The 20,798-nt window shown below is 68.5% G+C and carries 20 protein-coding genes; 4 read left to right on the forward strand and 16 right to left on the reverse strand.

Annotated features, from left to right (window positions below; genetic code table 11):
- Positions 1-69 precede the first annotated feature (69 nt).
- Positions 70-1,467 carry a glutamate--tRNA ligase gene (gene gltX, locus Q5Y72_RS06960; RefSeq protein WP_305962681.1) on the reverse strand — a complete coding sequence of 466 codons (1,398 nt, stop codon included), beginning with the start codon at positions 1,465-1,467 and terminating at the stop codon, positions 70-72.
- A gap of 115 nt (positions 1,468-1,582) precedes the next feature.
- On the opposite strand from gltX, the gene Q5Y72_RS06965 reads away from it, so the two are divergent.
- The gene (locus tag Q5Y72_RS06965) at positions 1,583-3,820 is read left to right on the forward strand and encodes a ComEC/Rec2 family competence protein (protein ID WP_305962682.1); all 2,238 of its coding nucleotides are present in this window, start codon (positions 1,583-1,585) and stop codon (positions 3,818-3,820) included.
- Between the two features lie 7 nt (positions 3,821-3,827).
- Here the strand turns inward: Q5Y72_RS06965 and Q5Y72_RS06970 are convergent, their stop codons facing one another.
- From Q5Y72_RS06970 to Q5Y72_RS06995, 6 genes are all read right to left on the reverse strand, one after another.
- The gene (locus Q5Y72_RS06970; RefSeq protein ID WP_305962892.1) at positions 3,828-5,192 is read right to left on the reverse strand and encodes an aminotransferase; all 1,365 of its coding nucleotides are present in this window, start codon (positions 5,190-5,192) and stop codon (positions 3,828-3,830) included.
- A 54-nt stretch (positions 5,193-5,246) separates the two neighbouring features.
- Positions 5,247-5,735, reverse strand: coding sequence for a VOC family protein (locus Q5Y72_RS06975; protein WP_305962683.1), 489 nt, complete (start codon positions 5,733-5,735; stop codon positions 5,247-5,249).
- Positions 5,732-6,154 (reverse strand): VOC family protein, encoded by a 423-nt coding sequence (locus Q5Y72_RS06980; RefSeq protein WP_305962684.1) that lies wholly within the window; start codon positions 6,152-6,154, stop codon positions 5,732-5,734. The genes Q5Y72_RS06975 and Q5Y72_RS06980 overlap by 4 nt, the downstream gene beginning before the upstream one ends.
- 2 nt (positions 6,155-6,156) lie before the next feature.
- Entirely contained in the window at positions 6,157-6,648 is a 492-nt protein-coding gene (locus tag Q5Y72_RS06985; RefSeq protein WP_305962685.1) for an SRPBCC family protein, read from the reverse strand.
- A complete protein-coding gene (locus tag Q5Y72_RS06990) occupies positions 6,645-7,277 on the reverse strand; it encodes a TetR/AcrR family transcriptional regulator (RefSeq protein WP_305962686.1) in 633 nt (210 codons plus the stop codon). Before Q5Y72_RS06990 ends, Q5Y72_RS06985 begins: the two co-directional genes overlap by 4 nt.
- Before the next feature lie 64 nt (positions 7,278-7,341).
- Positions 7,342-7,689 (reverse strand): TfoX/Sxy family protein, encoded by a 348-nt coding sequence (locus Q5Y72_RS06995; RefSeq protein WP_305962687.1) that lies wholly within the window; start codon positions 7,687-7,689, stop codon positions 7,342-7,344.
- Positions 7,690-7,729: 40 nt separating this feature from the next.
- Here Q5Y72_RS06995 and miaB point away from each other — a divergent pair, with 40 nt between their 5' ends.
- Complete coding sequence (miaB, locus tag Q5Y72_RS07000; RefSeq protein WP_305962689.1) at positions 7,730-9,064, forward strand: tRNA (N6-isopentenyl adenosine(37)-C2)-methylthiotransferase MiaB; 1,335 nt, start codon at positions 7,730-7,732, stop codon at positions 9,062-9,064.
- Between the two features lie 278 nt (positions 9,065-9,342).
- On the opposite strand, the gene ccoP is transcribed toward miaB, so the two are convergent.
- The 4 genes from ccoP to ccoN are packed head-to-tail and all read right to left on the reverse strand — an operon-like array spanning position 9,343 to position 12,912.
- Entirely contained in the window at positions 9,343-10,371 is a 1,029-nt protein-coding gene (ccoP, locus tag Q5Y72_RS07005; protein WP_305962690.1) for a cytochrome-c oxidase, cbb3-type subunit III, read from the reverse strand.
- Positions 10,371-10,559 (reverse strand): cbb3-type cytochrome c oxidase subunit 3, encoded by a 189-nt coding sequence (locus Q5Y72_RS07010; protein ID WP_305962691.1) that lies wholly within the window; start codon positions 10,557-10,559, stop codon positions 10,371-10,373. Before Q5Y72_RS07010 ends, ccoP begins: the two co-directional genes overlap by 1 nt.
- Before the next feature lie 10 nt (positions 10,560-10,569).
- Positions 10,570-11,295 (reverse strand): cytochrome-c oxidase, cbb3-type subunit II, encoded by a 726-nt coding sequence (gene ccoO, locus Q5Y72_RS07015; RefSeq protein WP_305962692.1) that lies wholly within the window; start codon positions 11,293-11,295, stop codon positions 10,570-10,572.
- A 12-nt stretch (positions 11,296-11,307) separates the two neighbouring features.
- Positions 11,308-12,912 (reverse strand): cytochrome-c oxidase, cbb3-type subunit I, encoded by a 1,605-nt coding sequence (ccoN, locus tag Q5Y72_RS07020; RefSeq protein ID WP_305962693.1) that lies wholly within the window; start codon positions 12,910-12,912, stop codon positions 11,308-11,310.
- Positions 12,913-13,115: 203 nt separating this feature from the next.
- On the opposite strand from ccoN, the gene Q5Y72_RS07025 reads away from it, so the two are divergent.
- Positions 13,116-13,955 (forward strand): universal stress protein, encoded by an 840-nt coding sequence (locus tag Q5Y72_RS07025; RefSeq protein WP_305962694.1) that lies wholly within the window; start codon positions 13,116-13,118, stop codon positions 13,953-13,955.
- A gap of 90 nt (positions 13,956-14,045) precedes the next feature.
- Here the strand turns inward: Q5Y72_RS07025 and Q5Y72_RS07030 are convergent, their stop codons facing one another.
- Both Q5Y72_RS07030 and fnrL read right to left on the reverse strand, forming a co-directional pair.
- Positions 14,046-14,252 carry a cold-shock protein gene (locus Q5Y72_RS07030; protein ID WP_305962695.1) on the reverse strand — a complete coding sequence of 69 codons (207 nt, stop codon included), beginning with the start codon at positions 14,250-14,252 and terminating at the stop codon, positions 14,046-14,048.
- A gap of 177 nt (positions 14,253-14,429) precedes the next feature.
- Positions 14,430-15,209 carry a transcriptional regulator FnrL gene (gene fnrL / locus Q5Y72_RS07035; RefSeq protein WP_305962696.1) on the reverse strand — a complete coding sequence of 260 codons (780 nt, stop codon included), beginning with the start codon at positions 15,207-15,209 and terminating at the stop codon, positions 14,430-14,432.
- 20 nt (positions 15,210-15,229) lie between these two features.
- Between fnrL and hemN the strand changes: the two genes are divergently transcribed.
- Positions 15,230-16,585 carry an oxygen-independent coproporphyrinogen III oxidase gene (gene hemN, locus Q5Y72_RS07040; protein WP_305962697.1) on the forward strand — a complete coding sequence of 452 codons (1,356 nt, stop codon included), beginning with the start codon at positions 15,230-15,232 and terminating at the stop codon, positions 16,583-16,585.
- Between the two features lie 30 nt (positions 16,586-16,615).
- Here the strand turns inward: hemN and Q5Y72_RS07045 are convergent, their stop codons facing one another.
- The 3 genes from Q5Y72_RS07045 to Q5Y72_RS07055 form a co-directional block, all read right to left on the reverse strand.
- Complete coding sequence (locus Q5Y72_RS07045; protein ID WP_305962698.1) at positions 16,616-17,539, reverse strand: cation diffusion facilitator family transporter; 924 nt, start codon at positions 17,537-17,539, stop codon at positions 16,616-16,618.
- Positions 17,539-20,343, reverse strand: a complete 2,805-nt coding sequence (gene polA, locus Q5Y72_RS07050; protein ID WP_305962699.1) for a DNA polymerase I — start codon at positions 20,341-20,343, stop codon at positions 17,539-17,541. Before polA ends, Q5Y72_RS07045 begins: the two co-directional genes overlap by 1 nt.
- 177 nt (positions 20,344-20,520) lie before the next feature.
- On the reverse strand, positions 20,521-20,703 hold the full coding sequence (locus Q5Y72_RS07055; RefSeq protein WP_371930797.1) for a zinc-finger domain-containing protein: 183 nt from the start codon (positions 20,701-20,703) through the stop codon (positions 20,521-20,523).
- Positions 20,704-20,798 lie beyond the last annotated feature (95 nt).

Consider the following 20,798-nt stretch of genomic DNA (forward strand, 5'->3'; position numbering starts at 1 on the left):
CTGTCCTTTCCGGCTGGCCCGGCGCGTCCGCAGCATCCTGCGTCGCGGCCGGGCATGTGAGAGCAGGGGTCAGCCCGCCAATTCCGTCTGGTCGTGCAGCCGCGCCAACGCTTCGTCGCGGCCAAGCGCCGTCATCATGTCGAACACGCTGGGGGTTGCGCTGCGCCCAGCCAGAGCGGCGCGCAGGGGTGCTGCGAGCTTGCCCAACCCGACGCCGTTTTCCTCGGCGACTGTCTTGGCCGCCTGCTCCAGCTCGTCTCGGGTCCAGCTAGCATGCTGCACTGCGGCAGTCAACGATTTCAGCATACCACGGGATACCGTATCCAGCGCCCTCGCGGCCTTGTCGTCGACATCCACGGGCCGTTCGACGAGGGCGAATCGCGCCTGCTCCAGCAGATGCGGAAGGGTCCGGGCCTTCTCGCGCAGCGCCGGCAGCGCGGCACGGATCCGCGCGGCCTGCGCATCGGTCAGCGGTGCCTGCCCCGTTTCGCCCAGAAAATCGGCAACTGCCTGCATCAGCGCCGAATCCTCCATCGACTTCAGGTGATGCGCGCTGACATGTTCCAGCTTGCGAAAATCCAGCCGCGCCGGCGCCCTACCGATTCCGTCAAGGTCGAACCACGCACGGGCCTGATCGTCGTCGAACAGCTCGTCGTCGCCATGGCTCCAGCCGAGCCGCGCCAGATAGTTGCGCATCGCCCCGGCCGGGTAGCCCAGCGCGGCGAATTCATGCAGCCCGACGGCCCCGTGGCGCTTGGACAGCTTCCTGCCGTCCTCGCCATGGATCAGGGGAATATGGGCAAAGACCGGACGCGGCCAGCCCATCGCCTCGTAGATCTGGATCTGCCGGGCGGTGTTCGTCAGGTGGTCATCGCCCCGGATGACATGCGTCACGCCCATGTCGTGATCGTCCACCACGACGGCCAGCATGTAGGTCGGCGTGCCGTCGCTGCGCAGCAGCACCATGTCGTCCAGCTGGTCATTGGCCACCCGGACCTCGCCCTGCACCCGGTCGGCGATGATCGTCTGGCCGTTGCGGGGGGCCTTCAGGCGAATGGCATGGGGCAGGTCGGGCAGGTCGGTCGCGTCGCGCCACGGGCTGACGAAGGGCTGGCGCGGATGCGCCTCACGCCATGACGCGATCTCCTCGGGCGTCGAGAAGCACTTGTAGGCCGTGCCGTTGGCCAGCATCTGCCGCGCCACCTCGGCATGGCGATCCTTGCGGGCGAACTGGCTGACCGGCTCGCCGTCCCAGTCGAGACCCAGCCATTCCAGCCCCTTCAGGATAGCCGCCGTCGCCTCGGGCGTGGACCGCGCACGGTCGGTGTCCTCGATCCGCAGCAGGAAACGCCCGCCCCGTCCGCGCGCGAACAACCAGTTGAACAGCGCCGTCCGGGCGCCGCCGATATGCAGATAGCCGGTCGGAGAGGGGGCGAAGCGGGTCACGATCGGGGGGGTGTCGGACATCTGGGCCTTCATGGACGCGAAAAGAGGGGTCGGGACGGCCGGCGTTAACGCTTTGGTAAGCATGCCGTGCCATCGTCAGGCGAACACATAGACACGCCGCCCCGAAAGGACAAGAATGGCGCCCTTGGCCGACCCGCTGCCGGGATCGCCGGACGGGCCGCCGGCAGACGCCCTGACGGTGTCGCGGACATCGGCCGCATTGCCGGGATTTGCTCCGTCCCGGACCCGTGCGCCGGTCGCCCGCGTCGCCAGACCGCCCCGCCCCGCCGCCGTCGGCAGGGCGGGGCTGTTTGTCTGGGTGCCGGTCTGTCTGGCACTTGGCATCGCTGGATGGTTCGCCCTGCCCGCCCCGCCGGGCTGGCCGCTGCGGGCCCTGGTCGTCGCGCTGGCCGCGCTGGGGCTGACCTGTGCGCGGGCCGGCCTGCCGCTGGCCGAACGCGGGCGGATCGGCTGGCCGCTGGCGGACTTTCTGCGCGTGGGCGGCATGGCGCTGCTACTGGTCGCGGCGGGCGCCGGGCTGGCCGGGCTGCGCTCGGCGCAGGTCGCGGCCCCGATCCTCGAATGGCGCTATTACGGCCCGGTCGAGGGCCGGCTGATCGAGATCGACCGATCCGCGCGCGACCGGCTGCGGCTGACCCTGGACCAGCTGCGTCTGCGCGACACGCCGCCCCAGCGCACGCCAGCGCGGGTGCGCCTGTCGCTGATGGATCAGGCGGCCCTGGACCTTCCCGCGCTCGGCCGGCGGGTGATGCTGACCGGCCATCTGGGCCCGCCTCCCGGCCCCGCCGCGCCCGGCAGCTTCGATTTCCGCCGCCATGCCTGGTTCGAGCGGCTTGGCGCGGTGGGCTATACGCGCAGTCCGGTGCTTGCCGTGGCCGAGGCCGAGGGCGGCCTCTGGGCGATGCACCGCGCCCGTATGGCGATCAGCGACGCGATCCGCGCGCGGATCGGCGGGCAGGAGGGCGCGGTCGCGGCGGCGCTGATGACCGGCGACCGCTCGGGCATCGAGGAGGCCACGAACGAGGTCATGCGGGCCTCGAACCTCTACCACATCATCTCGATCTCGGGCCTGCACATGAGCATGCTGGCGGGCTTCGTCTACGCGGCGCTGCGGATCGCGCTGGCCGCGATGCAGGGCCTGCGCGTCGGGGCCGCCTTGCCGATCCACAAGCTGGCGGCGCTGGCGGCGCTGCTGGCCGCAGCCGGCTACCTGTGGCTGTCGGGCGGCGGCGTCGCCACCGAACGCGCCTTCGTGATGGTCGCGGTGATGCTGCTGGCGATCCTTGCGGACCGGCGCGCGATCTCGTTGCGGACGGTGGCGCTGGCCGCCACGATCATCCTCGCCTACAGCCCCGAGGCGCTGGCATCGCCCGGCTTCCAGATGAGCTTTGCGGCGACCGTCGCGCTGATCCTCAGCTATGGTCCGTGGTCGCGCCTTTCGCCGCATCTGCCTGTCTGGCTGCGCCCGGTGGCAATGCTGCTGGTGTCGTCCCTTGTCGCGGCGCTGGCGACGTCGCCGATCGCCGCGGCGCATTTCAACCGGATGGCGCAGTATGGCCTGCTGGCCAACCTGCTGGTGGTGCCGGTGATGGGCACGCTGGTGATGCCCGCGGGGGTGATCGCCGCGCTGCTGGCGCCGGTCGGGCTGGCCGGGCCCGCGCTGTGGGTGATGGGCGTCGGCACGGCATGGATGCTGATGGTCGCGCGATTCGTTGCCGATCTGGGCGGCGCGGTCAGCGCGGTGGCCCTGCCGCCCGCGGCCGTGCTGCCGCTGATGGGGTTCGGCGCGACGCTGGCGGTCCTGTGCTGGCGGGGCCGGTTCGCGCGACCCCTCGGCATTCTGACCCTGGGCAGGGGGGCCGGGCTTGCGATGCTGGCCGCCGCGGCGGTCCTGTGGCTGGCCGAAAGCCGGCCGCTGCTGCTGGTCGCGCCCGAGGGCGAGGCGGTCGGCCTGATGACGGATGCCGGACGGGCCGTCTCGAAGCCCGCCGGGGGCGCCTTCGTCGTCAAGACCTGGCTGCTGGAGGATGGCGATATCGCCACCCAGGCCGAGGCCGCGGCCCGGACCGCATGGCGGGGCGATCGCCGCGACCGGCAGGCCGATCTGCCGGGCGGCTGGCAGATCCTGCACCTCACCGGCAAGGGCGCGGGGCAGCGCGCGGGCGCCGCCTGCCGGCCGCGCCGCATCCTTGTGGCGACCGAGGCGGTGACGGGTTTGCCCGACCCGCCCGACTGCCTCGTGCTGGACCCGCCGCGGCTGCGGCGCAGCGGCGCAGTGGCGATCGAGATGACGGCGGATGGCCCGCAACTGCGCAGCGCGACCGGGCGCCCGCCCGGCGCCGGCCGCCCGTGATCGCGCCCTACGGAAGTTCGGCGAAAACCCGGACCAGTCCCTGTTCCAGCTTGTCCAGCATCTCGTCCATCTGCGCCTCGGTCAGGATGAAGGGCGGGCACAGCACGATCGACTGCCCGAGGGGCCGGCAGATCAGGCCAACATCGGTGCAGGCGTTGGCGATCCGCTCGCTGACCGACAGTGCGCCGTCGAAGGGCGTCTTGCTGGCCCTGTCCTGCACCGCCTCGAGTGCCCACATGAAGCCCACGCCCCGCAATTCGCCGATATGCGTGCAGCGCTGCATGATCGCGCGCAGGCCCGCCTCCATGCGCGGCGCGAGGCGGCGAACATTCTCGGCAAGCCCCTCGTTCATGACCACGTCGATCGCCTTAAGGGCGATCGCGCAGCCGACCGGATGGCCCGAGGCGGTAAAGCCATGGGGGAATTCCTCGAACTTCTCGGCGGCGGCCTGCACCCGGTCGGCCAGGTCCGGCCCCAGGATGACCGCGCCCATCGGGAACAGCCCCGCCGTCAGGTTCTTCGAACTGATGATCGCGTCGGGCATGAAGCCGTAGGTCTGGCAGCCCCAGGTGTTGCCGGTCCGGCCGAAGCCGCAGATCACCTCGTCGGCGATCATCGGGATGGCGTGGCGCCGCAGGATCGGCAGCACCGCCTGGAAATAGCCGGAAGATGGCGGGATCACCCCGCCCGCGCCCATCACCGGCTCGCCAAAGAAACCCGCGATGGTGTCGGCGCCCTCGCGCAGGATGGTATCCTCAAGCTCGCGAGCGAGGCGCTGGGTGAACTGTTCCTCGGACTCGCCTGCCTCGCCGAACCCCCAGTAATGCGGACAGGTCAGGTGGATGAAGCCCGGCAGCGGCAGGCCGAAGGCCGAATTGTAGGGCTTGCCGGTCATGCTGGCCGAGACCGCGGTGACGCCATGGTAGGCGTTCGAGCGGGTCAGGATCTTGCGGCGCTGCGGATTGCCCTCGCTGGCATGCAGGAACCACAGCATCTTGACCATGGTGTCGTTCGCCTCGGAGCCGGAATTCGTGTAGAACACCTTGCCGCGGTCGAAGGGCGAGACCTCGACCAGCTTCTCGGACAGCATCACCGTCTGGTCCGACATCCGGCCGAACAGGGCGTGATAGCCGGGAAAGCGGTCATATTGCGCCTTCGCCGCCTCGGCCAGGCCCTTGTGATCAAAGCCCGCGACCATGTTCCACAGCCCGGAATTCGCATCCAGATAGCGGTTGCCGTCCACGTCGACGACATAGGGCCCCTCGCCATGCGTCAGCACCACCGCGCCGCGGCGATGGACACTGGGCAGGTCGGTGAAGCCGTACAGCGACCAGGCGTCGGCGCGGGCTTGCCAGCTTTGCGGACGATCCATCATCCTGCCTTCCTGCAAAGTCTGCCGTCAGGCTAGCCGCAGCACGATGCGCGTTCAATGGCCGCCCGGACCGGCCTCGCCTGCCGCGGCCTCCAGGGCCGCGATGTCGATGCGGCGCATCTGCATCAGCGCGGGCCAGACACGCCCAGCCTGCGGCCCCGACATCAGCGCGGCCGCGCGGCGCGGCACGATCTGCCAGGACAGGCCAAAGCGGTCCTTCAGCCAGCCGCATTGCGATTCGGCTCCGCCATCGGCGATCAGCGCCGTCCACAGCCGGTCGGTCTCGGCCTGATCCTCGGTCGCCACGCTGATCGAGGCGGCCTCGGACAGGCTGAAATGCGGCCCGCCATTCAGCAGCTGATAGGGCGTGCCGGCAAGGATCAGATCGACAGTCAGCACCCGGCCCGGCTGCGCCATCTGCTGGCCTTCGGGATAGCGCGAAATGGCGGTGATCCGGCTGTCGGGCAGCAGACCCACGTAAAGCCCGGCCGCCTCCAGCGCATGATCGGCGAACCAGAGGCAGGTCCTGACCTTCGGCGTCACGCCTGATGCGCCTTCGACCCGGTATGGCTGATCATCCAGGGCGTGCCGAAGCGGTCGCGGAACATCGCGAAGCGATCGGCCCAGAAGGTTTCGCCCGGCGCCATCGCCACGCTTTCGGCGCCGTCCGACAGCGCCCCGTGAACCCTGTCGAACTCGGCCGGCGAGGGGGTGTCGATATGGATGTAGAAGCCCTGCGGCCTGTCATACATCTCGTCGCTGTTGTCCGAGGCCATCACCATCGCGCTGCCCAGTTGCATGGCCATGTTCATCACCATGTCGTCGCCGCCGGGCATCCGCTGGTCGGGCGAGGCATCGCCATTGCGCATGACGCCCATCACCTCGCCGCCCAGCGTGTCGGCGTAATGGGTCATGGCCTCAAGGCAGTTTCCCTTGAAGAAGAGATAGATCGTTGGTTCCATGATCATCCCTCCTGCAATGTGGCGGCCAGCGCATCCAGCTGGTCGGCAACGGCGTCCCAGCCTTCGTGAAAGCCCATTTCCTCATGCTCGCGGCTGGCCTCGGCGGTCCAGTGACGCGCCGTTGCGACATAGCGCGTGCCCCCGCCGGGCGCGTCCTCGAACAGGATCTCGGCAACCATGAAGGGGCGCCCCGAGGGGCGCCATCCCGGCAGGAAGGCGTCAGTAAACACCAGCTTCCGACCCTCGTCGATCTGAAGGAAGACGCCGGTGTTGGGGAAAACCTCGCCCTCGGGGCCGTGCATGACGGTGGTGAATTCGCCGCCCGGCCGCAGGTCGATCACCACATCGCGGACCTGCCAGGGCTTCGGGCAGAACCACTCTTCCATCAGCACCGGATCGGTCCAGCAGCGCCACAGCTTGTCGCGCGGCGACGTCAGGACCCGGTCCAGGACCAGCGCATGCGCCTCGGTGGGCGCTTCGGTATGGCAACTCATGCGGTTCTCCTCTCGGGGTCCTGCAACAGCAGGACCAGATAGCGTTTCAGATGGTCGACACTGTCGGTTGCAAGGCCGGGATCGTCGGCGGCCTTGGCAAGGATGAAGGCGCCCTGAAGGACGGCCTGCGTATGGGCCGCAAGGCTGGTGGCGCTGAACCCGGTCAGGCCGCGCCGTGCCATCACCGCGGCGATGTCGGCTTCCAGCGTCGCGGCATGTCCGAAGATCGACGCGGCGCAGGCTGCCCGGATGCGCGGATGCTGGTGATAGACCTCCTGGGTCAGGGTGCCGACGAGGCAGGTGAATTCCTCGATCTCGCCCGCGATGATCTGGCGGCGGAAATCCACATAGGCCAGCAGACGGTCCAGCGGGTCGTCATGGTCATGATAGGGCGCGGCCGCGAACATCGCGCCCGTCGCCTGCGCCCAGTCCTCGGCCGCTGCCACGCCCAGATCGGCCTTGCTGGCGAAGTGGTGAAAGAACGCGCCCTTGGTCACACCGGCCTCGCGACACAGCTGGTCGACGCTGGTGGCGGCAAAGCCCTGCCGGCGAACGAGGTCGCGCGCGGCGCTCAGCAGCCGGTCTCGTCCGGCGCCGCGTGTCGAGGTGGGGGTCGAGGCGTTTTCCATGGGTCAACATACCAACCAGTTGGTATGTTTTCAACCCAGAATGCGCGGCCCCCGCGGAAAGCGGCTAGGTTCGGCGCAGGCCGATCAGGTCCAGATCGGCCTCGATCCCCGCCGGCGGCCCGCCGCCGATCTCGGCCCGCAGCGCGTCGAAACGGCGCCGCAGCTGGGCCTTCTCGTCGCCCTTGACGTCGTTCCACGGGCGGCCCTGCAAGGCCATCTGGAGGACGTAGTAGCCGATGAAATGCGCCCGTCCGCCGGCCAGCAGAAGCCGCCGATACGCCTCGTGCGCGCCAAGGGCACGCAGGGCCGCGGCATCGGGCACGCCGGCGGCGATCAGGGCGCGGGCGGTCGCGGGGCCGATATTGCGGATCGTGACGAGGTCGCTGTCCATGCCCGCCTTCCCAAAAGCCATGCATTCCTGTATCAGCGTGCGACTTTCAGGGACAAGCGCCATGACCGACGACGCCAGCACCGGGCCGGTGAAGAAACTGTTCATCAAGACCTATGGCTGCCAGATGAATGTCTATGACAGCCAGCGCATGGCCGAGGCGATGGGCGCGGAAGGCTATGTGCTGACCGAGGACCAGGCCGATGCCGACATGGTGCTGCTGAACACCTGCCATATCCGCGAGAAGGCGGCCGAGAAGCTGTATTCCGACCTCGGGCGGCTGAAGCCCCTGAAGGCGGAACGTCCCGACCTGACGATCGGCGTGGCCGGCTGCGTGGCACAGGCCGAGGGGGCCGAGATCATCCGCCGGATGCCGCTTGTCGATCTGGTGGTCGGGCCGCAGACCTATCACCGCCTGCCGCAGATGCTGCGCGGAGAGGCGCCCGCGGTCCTGACCGAGTTCCCCGCCGAGGACAAGTTCGACCACCTGCCCGAACGCCGCGCCACCCGCCGCGCGCCGTCGGCCTTCCTGACCGTGCAGGAGGGCTGCGACAAGTTCTGCGCCTTCTGCGTGGTGCCCTACACGCGCGGTGCCGAGGTCAGCCGCCCTGTCGACCGCATCCTGCGCGAGGCGCGCGATCTGGTCGCCCGCGGCGTGCGCGAGATCACCCTGCTGGGCCAGAACGTGAATGGCTGGCATGGCGCGGGGGCCGACGGGCGGGACTGGGGCTTCGGCCGGCTGATCCGGGCGCTGGCCGAACTGCCGGGGCTGGACCGCATTCGCTATACCACCAGCCATCCCAACGACATGGCCGAGGACCTGATCGCCGCGCATGGCGAGGTCCCGCAGCTGATGCCCTATCTGCATCTGCCGGTGCAATCGGGCAGCGACCGTATCCTGAAGGCGATGAACCGCAAGCACACCGCGGACCAGTATCTGCGCCTGATCGACCGGATCCGCGCCGCGCGGCCCGACATCATGCTGACCAGCGACTTCATCGTGGGCTTTCCGGGCGAGACCGACCGCGACCACGCCGACACGCTGGCCCTGATCGAGGCGGTCGGCTTCGGCACCGCCTTCAGCTTTCGCTATTCGCCGCGTCCGGGCACCCCCGCCCATGACCGCCCCGAGGTCGACGGCACCCTGGCCGATGCACGGTTGCAGGAATTGCAGGCGCTGCTGAGCCTCCAGCAGAAGGCCGCGCAACAGGCGATGGTGGGCCGCCGGCTGGGCGTGCTGTTCGAGAAGCCGGGCCGGCTGCCGGGCCAGATGGTCGGCAAGTCCGATTACCTCCATTCGGTCTTCGTCGATGCGCCGCAGGCCCGGCCCGGCGATCTGCTGCAGGTGCGCATCGTGGAAAGCGCGCCGAATTCGCTGCGCGGCGAACTGGCCGCCTGATCCGCCGGGCGGCGCGGGCGCGCCCCGCGCGTGGCGGTTGCCCATGCCCGAGGCGGCTGGCAAGCATGGAAGGCCGGCCCCCGTGAACGCGCGACCATATCGGGGGGCCGGCCCCTTCCGCGCGGACCAGCCTGCGCGAAAGCCGTGGGCAGGGCGGGAACGCGCCGCCATCTCTGCCGTCGTGGAAAAGGCCGCCCCCGAGGAACGCGCGAACAGGACTTGGGGGCGGCCTCTTTCGCCGCGGCGAACCCCGGCGAAAGCGCGATCGGTCCGGGCGGCTATTCGCCGCCGCCCAGCCCGTGAACATAGGTCGAGACGGCGCGGATATCGGCCTCGTCCAGACGCGAGGCCCAGGCCGGCATGACGCCATAGGGCCCTTCGGTGATGATCCGGTTCAGCGTCTCGGGCTCGCTGCCGTAAAGCCAGACCGCATCGGCAAGGTTCGGCGCACCCTGCGTCCGGTCGCCGCTGCCGTCCTCGGCGTGACATGCGGCGCAGTTCTCGGCATAGACCACCGCGCCCTCGGCGGCGCTGGCGGCATCATGCGGCAGGTCCGACAGCGACAGCACGTAATCCACGACCTGCTGGATCTGCGGCCGCTCCAGCAGCCCGTCGCGGCCAAAGCGCGGCATCTCGGAATAGCGGGTGTCGGGATCGTTCGGGTCGCGGATGCCGTGCTGCAGCGTCAGGTGGATGTCCTCCAGCGTGCCGCCCCACAGCCAGTCATTGTCCAGAAGGTTGGGATAGCCCCGCGCCCCCGCCGCGCCCGAACCGTGGCATTGCGCGCACCAGGTGCGGAACACCGCGCCGCCTGCATTGGTCGCGTAGTTCACCAGTTCGGGATCGTTCGGGATCTCGGACAGCTCGACCGAGGCAAGGCGGGTCTGGATCGCGGCATTGGCCTGGTCGAAGCGTTCGATCTCGGCCGCGACCTGCTGGCGGTTGGTGGTGCCCAGCAGGCCCCTTGTCGCCCCGTTGACAAGCGGGATCGCGGGATAGGCGATCACGTAGAAGACCGCCCAGACGATGGTGGCGTAGAAGGTCCACAGCCACCAGCGCGGCATCGGGTTGTCGTATTCGGTGATGCCGTCCCATTCATGGCCGGTCGAGGGCACCTCGTGGGCGATCACGCCATGCCGGCCCCGGGCTCGCTTCTTCGGCGCGGCCGGGCGGTCGGGGGCGGTCCGCGGCGGGATGTCCCCGGCCAGCTTGGCCGCGTGTTCGCTGTCGGCGGCCTGACGTTCCAGACCGATCCGGTCGTCCTCGCCGGGGGCGCCCGTTTCCGGCTTGTCCTTGTCCTCGGCCATCAGCGGCCCTCCTTGTCATCCGGCGGGGTCGGTCGGGTCTCGTGGCGAAAGATGCTTTCGGCGGCGTCGCGTTGCAGGCGGCGTGCGCCGGGGCGGAAGATGAACAGGACCATGCCGACGAAGAACAGAACCAGCGCCAGCAAGGCCCAGCTGTCCGCCAGTTGGCGCAGGAAGCTGTAGCGATCCATCCCCGCCCCCTCAGCGCGCCGCGTCGGGCTCGAAGGTCGAGAAATCGACCATCGTGCCCAGCACCTGAAGATAGGCGACCAGCGCATCCATCTCGGTCAGTTGCGGCTGGCGGTCGAAATTGCGCTGCTGCGCGCCGGGATAGCGTTCCCCCAGCCCCGCGGCATCGGCATCGGGATTGGCCTGGGCGCGGAAATCCTCGGCCGCGGCGGCGATCATCGCGTCATCATAGGGAACGCCCACCATGGCATCGGTCCGCAGCCGCTGGGCGATCGTGTCGGTGCCGATCACCCGATCCTTCAGGAAGGCGTATTTGGGCATGATCGATTCGGGCACGACCGATTGCGGGTCGGTCAGGTGGTCGACATGCCACTCGTCCGAATAGCGCCCGCCGACCCGCGCCAGATCCGGCCCGGTGCGCTTCGAGCCCCACTGGAACGGGTGGTCATACATCGACTCGGCGGCGAGGCTGTAATGGCCATAGCGTTCGACCTCGTCGCGCATCGGGCGGATCATCTGGCTGTGGCAGACATAGCAGCCCTCGCGCACATAGACGTCGCGGCCGGCCAATTCCAGCGGCGTGTAGGGGCGCACCCCCTCGACCTTCTCGATGGTGTTTTCCAGATAGAACAGCGGGGTGATCTGGACGATGCCGCCGATGGTCACCACCAGGAAGGAAAACACCAGCAGCAGCGAGGCGTTCTTTTCCAGGATCTTGTGTCTGGCAAGAATGGACATGCGGTGCCTCCCTCACTCGGCCGGGACGCCGACGGCGGTCGAGAACGCCTTCGGCTGGCGGGCGACGGTGGCCCACAGGTTGAAGACCATGATGATGCCTCCGGCGAGGAACAGCACCCCGCCAAGCGCCCGCACCACGTTCATCGCGAACTTGGCCTGCACGGTGTCGACGAAGGCGTTCACCAGGAAGCCCTGGCTGTCGACCTCGCGCCACATCAGCCCCTCCATGATCCCCGACACCCACATCGACGAGGCGTAGAGAACCAGCCCGATGGTCGCGAGCCAGAAATGCCAGCTGACCAGCGACAGGCTGTAGAGCCGCTCGCGCCCCCACAGCCGCGGCACGAGGTAGTAAAGCGCGCCGAAGGTGATCATGCCGTTCCAGCCCAGCGCGCCGGAATGGACATGGCCGATCGTCCAGTCGGTGTAATGCGACAGGCTGTTCACGGCCTTGATCGACATCATCGGCCCCTCGAAGGTGGCCATGCCGTAGAAGCCGACCGCCACAACCATCATGCGGATGATCGGGTCGGTGCGCAGCTTGTCCCAGGCGCCGGACAGGGTCATCAGCCCGTTGATCATGCCGCCCCAGCTGGGCATCCACAGCATGATCGAGAACACCATGCCCAGCGTCGAGGCCCAGTCGGGCAGCGCGGTATAGTGCAGGTGATGCGGGCCGGCCCAGATATAGAGGAAGATCAGCGACCAGAAATGGATGATCGACAGCTTGTAGCTGTAGACCGGACGCTCGGCCTGCTTGGGGATGAAGTAGTACATCATGCCCAGGAAGCCCGCGGTCAGGAAGAAGCCGACGGCGTTGTGGCCGTACCACCACTGCACCATCGCGTCCTGCACGCCCGCGAACAGCTGCACCGACTTGCTGCCGAAGATGCTGACCGGAATCGCCAGGTTGTTGACCACATGCAGCATCGCGATGGTCACGATGAAGGCAAGGTAGAACCAGTTGGCGACGTAGATATGCGGCTCCTTGCGCTTGATGATCGTGCCGAGAAACACCGCCAGATAGGCCAGCCACACGGTGGTCAGCCACCAGTCGACATACCATTCCGGCTCGGCATATTCCTTGGACTGCGTCGCGCCGAGGATGTATCCGGTCGCGGCCAGCACGATCACCAGCTGATAGCCCCAGAACACGAACCACGCGGTGTTGCCGCCCCACAGCCGCGCCGCCGAGGTGCGCTGGACGACATAGAAGCTGGTGGCGATCAGGGCGTTGCCGCCGAAGGCGAAGATCACCGCGCTGGTATGCAGCGGTCGCAGCTTGCCGAAATTGGTGTAGCCCTGGAACAGGTCGCTGAAGTTCAGCACCGGAAAGGCCAGCTGGAAGGCGATGATGACCCCCACCAGAAAGCCCACCACGCCCCACAGCGCCGTGGCGATCACCCCGGCGCGCACCACGCCGTCCATGTATTCGTTCGGGTTCGCCGCCACGACGGGCTCGTCGATGCGGCGCAGCACCCAGATGAACAGGCCGCCGGCAACGAACATCACTGTCAGCGCGTTGACCATGTAGGCCAGATCATGCGCCATGTTCGCGCCGATCGCCGATGAAAGGGCAATCACCCCCAGCACGATCAGCTTCACGTAGTTCGACATGGTGTCCCCGTATCCTGGTCGCCTGGCCGGGGCCGACGCGAACGGCGAATCGTCCCGCGCGGCGCATGGCTTTCACATCATGGCATAGGTGGGCGGTCCGCAGGCAACCTTGATCTGGGTCAAGTATCGGGTTTGACGCGGATCAAGGTGAACTGCACCGATCAGGCGCAGCATCGGGACCGACTCACCCAAGGGAGGCTGCGATGGCCTACAGGACGATCTTCACGGTTCTTTCGGACCCCCGGCAATTGCCCCAGCTTGACGCCGCGGCCGGCCTTGCGGCGCGCGAGGACGGTCATCTCGACATCCTCTGCCTCGGGATCGACAACAATCAGGCCGGCTACTACTTTCCCGGCGGATCGCCCTACGCCTTCCAGGAGGCTATCGACACCGCGCTGGAGGATGCGGCCGCGTTGGAACAGGCGGTTCGCCAGCATCTGGCCGGCGCGCATGACCTGCGGTGGTCGGTGGATTCGGCGGTCGCGCAGACCGGCGGCATGGCAAACCTGATCGGCATGAAGGCGCGATTCTCGGATGTGACGGTGCTGGGACGGCCCTACGAGCCCGGCGCCCCCGCCGAGGCCGAGGCGATCGTCGAGGCGGCAATGTTCGAGGGCGGCTGCCCGGTCCTGGTGCTGCCCGCCAGCGGCCTGCCGCCGCAGCCGCCTCGGCGCATCCTTGTCGCCTGGAACCAGTCGGTCGAGGCGTTGGCCGCGGTCCGCCGGGCGCTGCCGATGCTGCGATCGGCGGCGATGGTCGAGATCACGGTGATCGACCCGCGCCGCGGCGGGCCCGAACGCTCGGACCCCGGCGGGGCGCTGACCCAGATGCTGACCCGCCACGGCGTGCGCGCCGAGATCGCCGTGCTGGCCCGCACCGCGCCGACCATCAGCGACGAGCTGATCCGCCGCGCGACCGAGATCGACGCCGACATGATCGTGATGGGCGCCTATGGCCATTCCCGCTTTCGCGAGGCGATCCTGGGCGGCGCGACCCGCAAGATGCTGGAAAAGGCCAGCGTGCCGGTGTTCATGGCCCGCTGAGGCACCGCCGCCGCAATCCCCACGCGGTGCAGAAACGACAAAGGCGGCCCGAGGGGCCGCCTTCTCTGCTGTTCGCGAGGCCGGAAGGGCTCAGGCGAATTTCAGGTTCGATGCCGATTCGCGGCCGTCACGACCGGTTTCGATGTCGAAGGTCACGGCCTGACCGTCCTGCGGATGGGGCAGGCCCGCACGCTCGACCGCCGAGATGTGCAGGAACACGTCGCGCTTGCCGTTTTCGGGCTGGATGAAGCCGAAGCCCTTGGTGGCGTTGAACCATTTCACGGTGCCGTTGGCCATCGTGAGATCTCCTTTAACAATTGCCGCCCGCGGAACTGCGGCGGCCCGGCTGGTCAGATCAAACTCGAAGACTGAAGCCGGGTAAGGGAGACAGATCGAAGCAGAGATAACGTAGCCGCCGCTGCATAGCGCATTTCCGGCGTCCCGGCAAGCCGCGCGGTGCCGGACCGCCGCCAGTCAGGCGATCCAGCCGCCATCCGCGTCATCGCCCGATTCCTCGACCAGCCGCGCGAAGTCGGGCAGCACCACCCCGCGCTTGCCGACCAGTTCGATCACCCCGTCGCGTTTCAGCGCGTTCACTTGTCGGCTGACGGTTTCCAGCGTCAGGCCCAGATAGTCGGCCATCGCCTCGCGGGTCAGCGGCAGGTCGATCTCGCTGCGGCTGTCGAGGCTGCGACCATTCAGCGCGGCCTCGCGGCGCGCGATGATGGCAATGAACGAGGCGATCTTCTCGCGCGCGCTCTTGCGGCCCAGAAGCAGCATCCATTCGCGGGCCGCGTCCAGTTCGTCCAGCGTCATCTCGAGCAGGCGGTGCGACAGGTGCGGGACCTCGCGCAGGATATCGTCGAAGGCCTTGCGGCGGAAACAGCACAGCACGACCCGGGTGGTCGCCACGGCATTGTAGGTGGCGCGCTCGCGCCCCGGCCGGCCCAGGAAATCGCTTGGCAGCAGCAGGCCGACCATCTGGGTGCGCCCGTCCTCGAGGGTCTGCGTCAGGGTGGCCACGCCGGTCACCACCGAGGCCACGAAATCCATCCGGTCGCCGCCCCAGACGATCGTCTGGCCCGGCTCGTAGCTGCGATAGAACTTGATGCCTTCCAGCAGCGCCAGTTCGTCGGTCTCGCAATGCGCACACACCGCCCGATAGCGGATCGGGCAGTCCTCGCAGCGTCCCTCGCCGTGGGAGGAAACGGCGCCGGGGTCGTGCTTGATCTGGGTCAATGTCTGCGCGCTCATCCTGCTTCATGTCTACGGCCATGAGCCGAATTTCGCAACTGAGGCAGATGGGACTGTTTGACGCGCGGGTGCCGCGCTACACCAGCTATCCGCCCGCCACACAGTTTTCGCCCGAGGTCGGCGCCGCGCAGGCGGCACGCTGGATCGCCGCGATTCCCGCCGGATCGCAGGTCTCGCTTTACGTCCATGTGCCGTTCTGCCGCCGGCTCTGCTGGTTCTGTGCCTGCCGCACGCAGGGCACGCAAAGCCTCGATCGGGTGCGCGTCTATGCGCAGACGCTGCTGACCGAGATCGCCGCCCTGCGGGCGCGGATGGCGCCGGGGGTGCGGCTGTCGCGGCTGCACTGGGGCGGCGGCACGCCCACGCTGCTGCCGCCGGAGCTGATGCAGACGCTTGCCGGCGCCATCCTCGAGGCGTTCCCGATGGCCGAGGGGGGCGAATTCTCGGTCGAGATCGACCCGGCCGAGATCGACGCGCCGCGCATGGCCGCGCTGGCCGCGATCGGCATGACCCGCGCCTCGATCGGCGTGCAGGATTTCGACCCGCTGATCCAGGAGGCCATCGGCCGGCCGCAAAGCTTCGAGATCACCGCCCGGACCGTCGATCTGATCCGCGACCACGGCATCGCCAGCCTGAACGCCGACATCCTCTACGGGCTGCCCCACCAGACCCGTTTTCGCATGGCCGACAGCGTGCAGAAGCTGCTGGCCCTGGGGCCGGACCGCGTGGCGCTGTATGGCTATGCGCATGTGCCCTGGATGTCGCGGCGCCAGGTGATGATCCCCGAGGCGCATCTGCCCGACAGCGAGGCCCGGCTGGAGCTGTTCGGCACCGCACGCGACCTGCTGCGCGCCGATGGCTTCGTGCAGATCGGCATCGACCATTTCGCGCGACCGTCCGACGGGCTGGCGCGGGCGCGCGACCGGGGCAGGCTGCGGCGCAACTTCCAGGGCTACACCGACGATCGGGCCGAGGTGCTGATCGCCCTTGGCGCCTCGTCGATCTCGCGCTTTCCGCAGGGCCATGCGCAGAACGCCCCCTCGACCGGTGCCTATACCGAGGCGGTGCGCGAGGGCCGCCTGCCGGTGGCGCGCGGCCATGCCTTCACCGACGAGGATCGCTGGCGCGGCCGGATGATCGAATCGCTGATGTGCGATTTCCGCATCGATGCGCGCGAGATGATCGAGCAGCACGGCATGTCGGCCGCCCGGCTTCAGCACCTGATCGCGCCGCTGGTCGCACGCTTCGGCACGGTGCTGCGGGTCAGCCCGGCAGGGGTGGTGATCCGTCCCGAGGGCAGGCCCCTGACCCGGATGATCGCGCAGCAGCTGGACGCCTATACCCTGCTGCCCAGCACCCATTCCCCGGCGATCTGACGCGGGACGCGGTGCGGGGTCGGGCCGCGATCAGACGCCGGCCCGGTCGGCACAGGCGTCCGGGGGCTCGACCTCGATTGTGGCATGGGCGATGCCGAAATCCTCGCGCAGGCGGTCCTTCGCGCGGCGCGTGATCTCGGCAAAGTCGCCATCCGCGATCACCAGATGCAGCGAGGCGGCAAGCCGGTGTTCGTCGATCTGCCATAGATGCAGGTGATGAACGTCGGCCACTCCCTGCAGCCCGCGCAGGCTCGCCACCACGGCGGCGGGATCGCTGTCGCGTGGCGCAGCCAGCATCAGCATTCGCAGGACCGGGCCCAGCTCGGCCACGACATGCGTCACGATCACCGCGGAAATCGCCAGCGTCAGGACCGGGTCGGCGAGGTTCCAGCCAAAGGCCCAGATCAGCGCGCCCCCGCAGATGACCGCGACCGAAACGCCCGCATCGGCCAGGTTGTGCAGGAAGGCGGCGCGAATGTTGACGCTGGACCGCGACAGCCGCCAGACCAGCGCCGCGGTGGCCAGATCGATCACCAGCGCCAGCCCGGCCAGCGCCATGACCAGCTCGCCCGCCACCTGCGGCAGATCGGCAAGACGGCCGATCGCCTCGATGGCCAGCCACAGCGACACCGCGATCAGCGCCAGATAGTTGACGAAGGCCGCGACGATCTCGGCCCGGCCCCAGCCATAGCTGAAATCCGGGCTGGCGGCCCTGCGCGCCAGCCGCCGCGCGCCGAAGGCAAGAACCAGCGCCATCGCGTCCGACAGGTTGTGGATGCCGTCCGCGATCAGCGCGGTCGAATCAGCGATCAGCCCGCCACCGATCTGCGCGGCGGTCAGCGCCAGGTTGATCGCGACGGCCCAGCCGATCGCGCCGTCGCCGCCCGGCACGGAATGGTGATGCCCGTGATGCGAAGGGCCGCGATGCGACGGGCCGTGGTGGTCGTGGCCCATCAATGCGCCTCGGCCCAGTTCGCGCCGCTGCCTGCATCGACGACCAGCGGCACCGACAGCCTGACGGCGGGTTCCGCGGCTGCCTCCATCACCCGCCGGGCGGCGGCGATCAGGTCCTCCACCGCGCCCTCCTCGACCTCGAAGACCAGTTCGTCATGGACCTGCAACAGCATCCGCGCCGGCAAATGCGCGATGGCGGCGGGCATCCGGATCATGGCCCGGCGGATGATGTCGGCGGCGGCACCCTGGATCGGGGCGTTGATCGCCGCGCGCCGGGCCCCGCCGGCCGCCGGGCCGGACTGGTTGATGCCGGGCGTGTTGATGCGCCGCCCGAACAGGGTGCGCACCGCGCCGTCTTCCTTGGCCCCCGCCACGGTGGCGTCCATATAGGCACGGATTTCCGGGAATCGTTCGAAATAGGTGTCGATGAAGGCCTGCGCCTCGGCCCGCGGTATGCGCAGGTTGCGTGACAGCCCAAAGCCCGAGATGCCGTAGATCACCCCGAAATTGATCGCCTTGGCCTGCCGGCGGATCATCGGGTCCATGCCCTCGACCGGCACCCCGAACATCTGGCTGGCGGTCATCGCATGGATGTCGATGCCGTCCCTGAAGGCCTGCTTCAGCGCCGGGATGTCGGCCACATGCGCAAGAATCCTCAACTCGATCTGGCTGTAGTCGAGGCTGACCAGCCGGTAGCCGGGTGCCGCCACGAAGGCCTCGCGGATGCGGCGGCCATCCTCGCTGCGGACGGGGATGTTCTGCAGGTTCGGATCGGTCGAGGCCAGCCGCCCGGTCTGCGCTCCGGCGATGGAATAGCTGGTATGAACGCGCCCCGTATCGGGGTTCACGTGGCCCTGCAGCGCGTCGGTATAGGTCGATTTCAGCTTGCTGACCTGCCGCCAGTCCAGCACCCGCGCGGCAAGGTCATGTTCGACCGCCAGATCCTCCAGCACGTCGGCGCTGGTCGAATAGGCCCCGGTCTTGCCGGTCTTGCCGCCCGCAAGCCCCATCTTGTCGAACAGGATCTCGCCCAGTTGCTTGGGGCTGCCGACGTTGAATTTTTCGCCCGCAAGGCCGTGAATCTCGTCCTCAAGCTGCGCCATCTTCTGGGCGAAGGCGTTCGACATCCGCTTCAGCGTGTCGCCATCGACGCGGATGCCGGCCATCTCCATCTCGGCCAGCACCGGCACCAGCGGGCGCTCCAGCGTCTCGTAGACGGTCGTGACCTTCTCGGCCGGCAGCATCGGCGCGAAATGCTGCCACAGCCGCAGGGTCACCTCGGCATCCTCGGCGGCATAGGGCACGGCCTTGTCGATGGCGACCTGGGCAAAGCCGATCTGCGCCTTGCCCGACCCGATCAACTCCTTGATGGGGATGCACTTATGGCCAAGATAGCGTTCGGCCAGCTCGTCCATGCCGTGGTTGTGGGTGCCGGCATTCAGCGCATAGGACATCAGCATCGTGTCGGCGAGGGGCGCCATGCGGATGCCGTGTCGGGCCAGGATCTTCCAGTCGTATTTCAGGTTCTGGCCGATCTTCAGGATCGCCGGGTCCTCGAGCACGGGTTTCAGCGCGGCCAGAACCTCATCCAGTGGCAATTGCCCCTCGACCAGCGCGCTGGAGCCGAACAGGTCACCGCTGCCCGCGACATGGCCCACCGGGACATAGCAGGCAGCGCCGGGCCGGACCGACAGCGAGATGCCGACGATCCCGGCCTGCATCTCGTCAAGCCCGGTGGTCTCGGTGTCGATGGCGACATGGCCGGCCTCGCGGATCGCGGTGATCCACGCCGTCAGCGCGGCCATGTCCGAGACCCGTTCGTAGCCTGCCGCGTCGATGCCCGGCAGATCGGGTGCCGCGGGCGCGTGCGAGGGCGGCGCGGCCTCGACCGCCGGCGCCTCGGCGCCCAGCCGCTCGGCCACGCGCGCGGTCAGGGTCCGAAACTCCATCTCGGCCAGAAAGCCCAGCAGCGCCTCGGGCTCGGGGTCGCGGACCTCAAGGCTTTCCAGCGTGAAATCCAGCGGCGTGTCGCAATCCAGTTGCACCAGACGCTTGCTGACGCGGATCTGCTCGGCATGGTCGATCAGGGTCTGGCGGCGCTTGGGCTGCTTGATCTCGTCTGCACGTGCCAGCAGCGTTTCAAGATCGCCATATTCCTCGATCAGCTGCGCGGCGGTCTTGATGCCGATGCCCGGCGCACCCGGCACGTTGTCGACCGAATCGCCGGCCAGCGCCTGCACGTCCACGACGCGGTCGGGACCGACACCGAATTTCTCGCGCACCTCGTCGGGACCGATCAGCCTGGCCTTGATCGGGTCCAGCATGTCGACCCCGTCGCCGACGAGTTGCATCAGGTCCTTGTCGCTGCTGATGATGGTGGCCGACCCGCCCGCCTTGCGCGCCTGGCAGGCCAGCGTGGCGATGATGTCGTCGGCCTCGTATCCCTCGATCTCGATGCAGGCGATGTTGAAGGCGCGGGTGGCGTGCCGGGTCAGCGGGAATTGCGGGCGCAGATCCTCGGGCAGCTCGGGGCGGTTGGCCTTGTAGAGGTCGTAGATCTCGTTGCGAAAGGTCTTGGCCGAATGGTCGAAGATCACCGCCGCATGGGTGGGCGCGTCGCTGCCATGCTCGTCCGTGACGTATTTCCACAGCATGTTGCAAAAGCCCGCGACCGCGCCGACGGGCAACCCGTCGGACTTGCGCGTCAGCGGCGGCAGGGCGTGATAGGCGCGGAAGATGAAGGCCGAACCGTCGATCAGATGCAGGTGGCAGCCCTTGCCGAATACGGGCGCGTCCGAGGTCATGGCAGCGGTCCTTTCGCGATCTGCGGACCGTTCTGGCAGAAAGCCGCGGCGGGCGCAAAGGGGCGCTGCACGCCGTGGCGGGCTACGGGCGGCGGCGCCGTCCGAGCCTTGGCGATCCCCCTCGATGGGGGTCGTCAAGGCTGCGCCGGGCCGGGACGGAACCGGCGCGGCGGCGGCTCAGTGATCGTCGCCGGCGTGGTCGCGGTCGATCACGAAGCGCTTGTCGCAATAGCCGCAATCGACAAACCCGGTCTCGGGCGAGATCGCCAGCCAGACCCGCGGATGGCCAAGCCCGGCCGCGTCGTCGCCGTCGCAGGCGACCCGCCAGCGGGTGACGATCGCCTCGGCCGGCGCCGGCATGCGCAGCGCCGCGGGCTCCTGGCCGGTGGACAGCGGATTCTCGGGCGTGACGTGTTCGGACATGGCGGGCCTTCTTGTGGCGGCGTGCGTCATCT

Origin of the sequence: Paracoccus spongiarum (assembly GCF_030732095.1) — a bacterium.
Taxonomy (GTDB): Bacteria; Pseudomonadota; Alphaproteobacteria; order Rhodobacterales; family Rhodobacteraceae; genus Paracoccus; species Paracoccus spongiarum.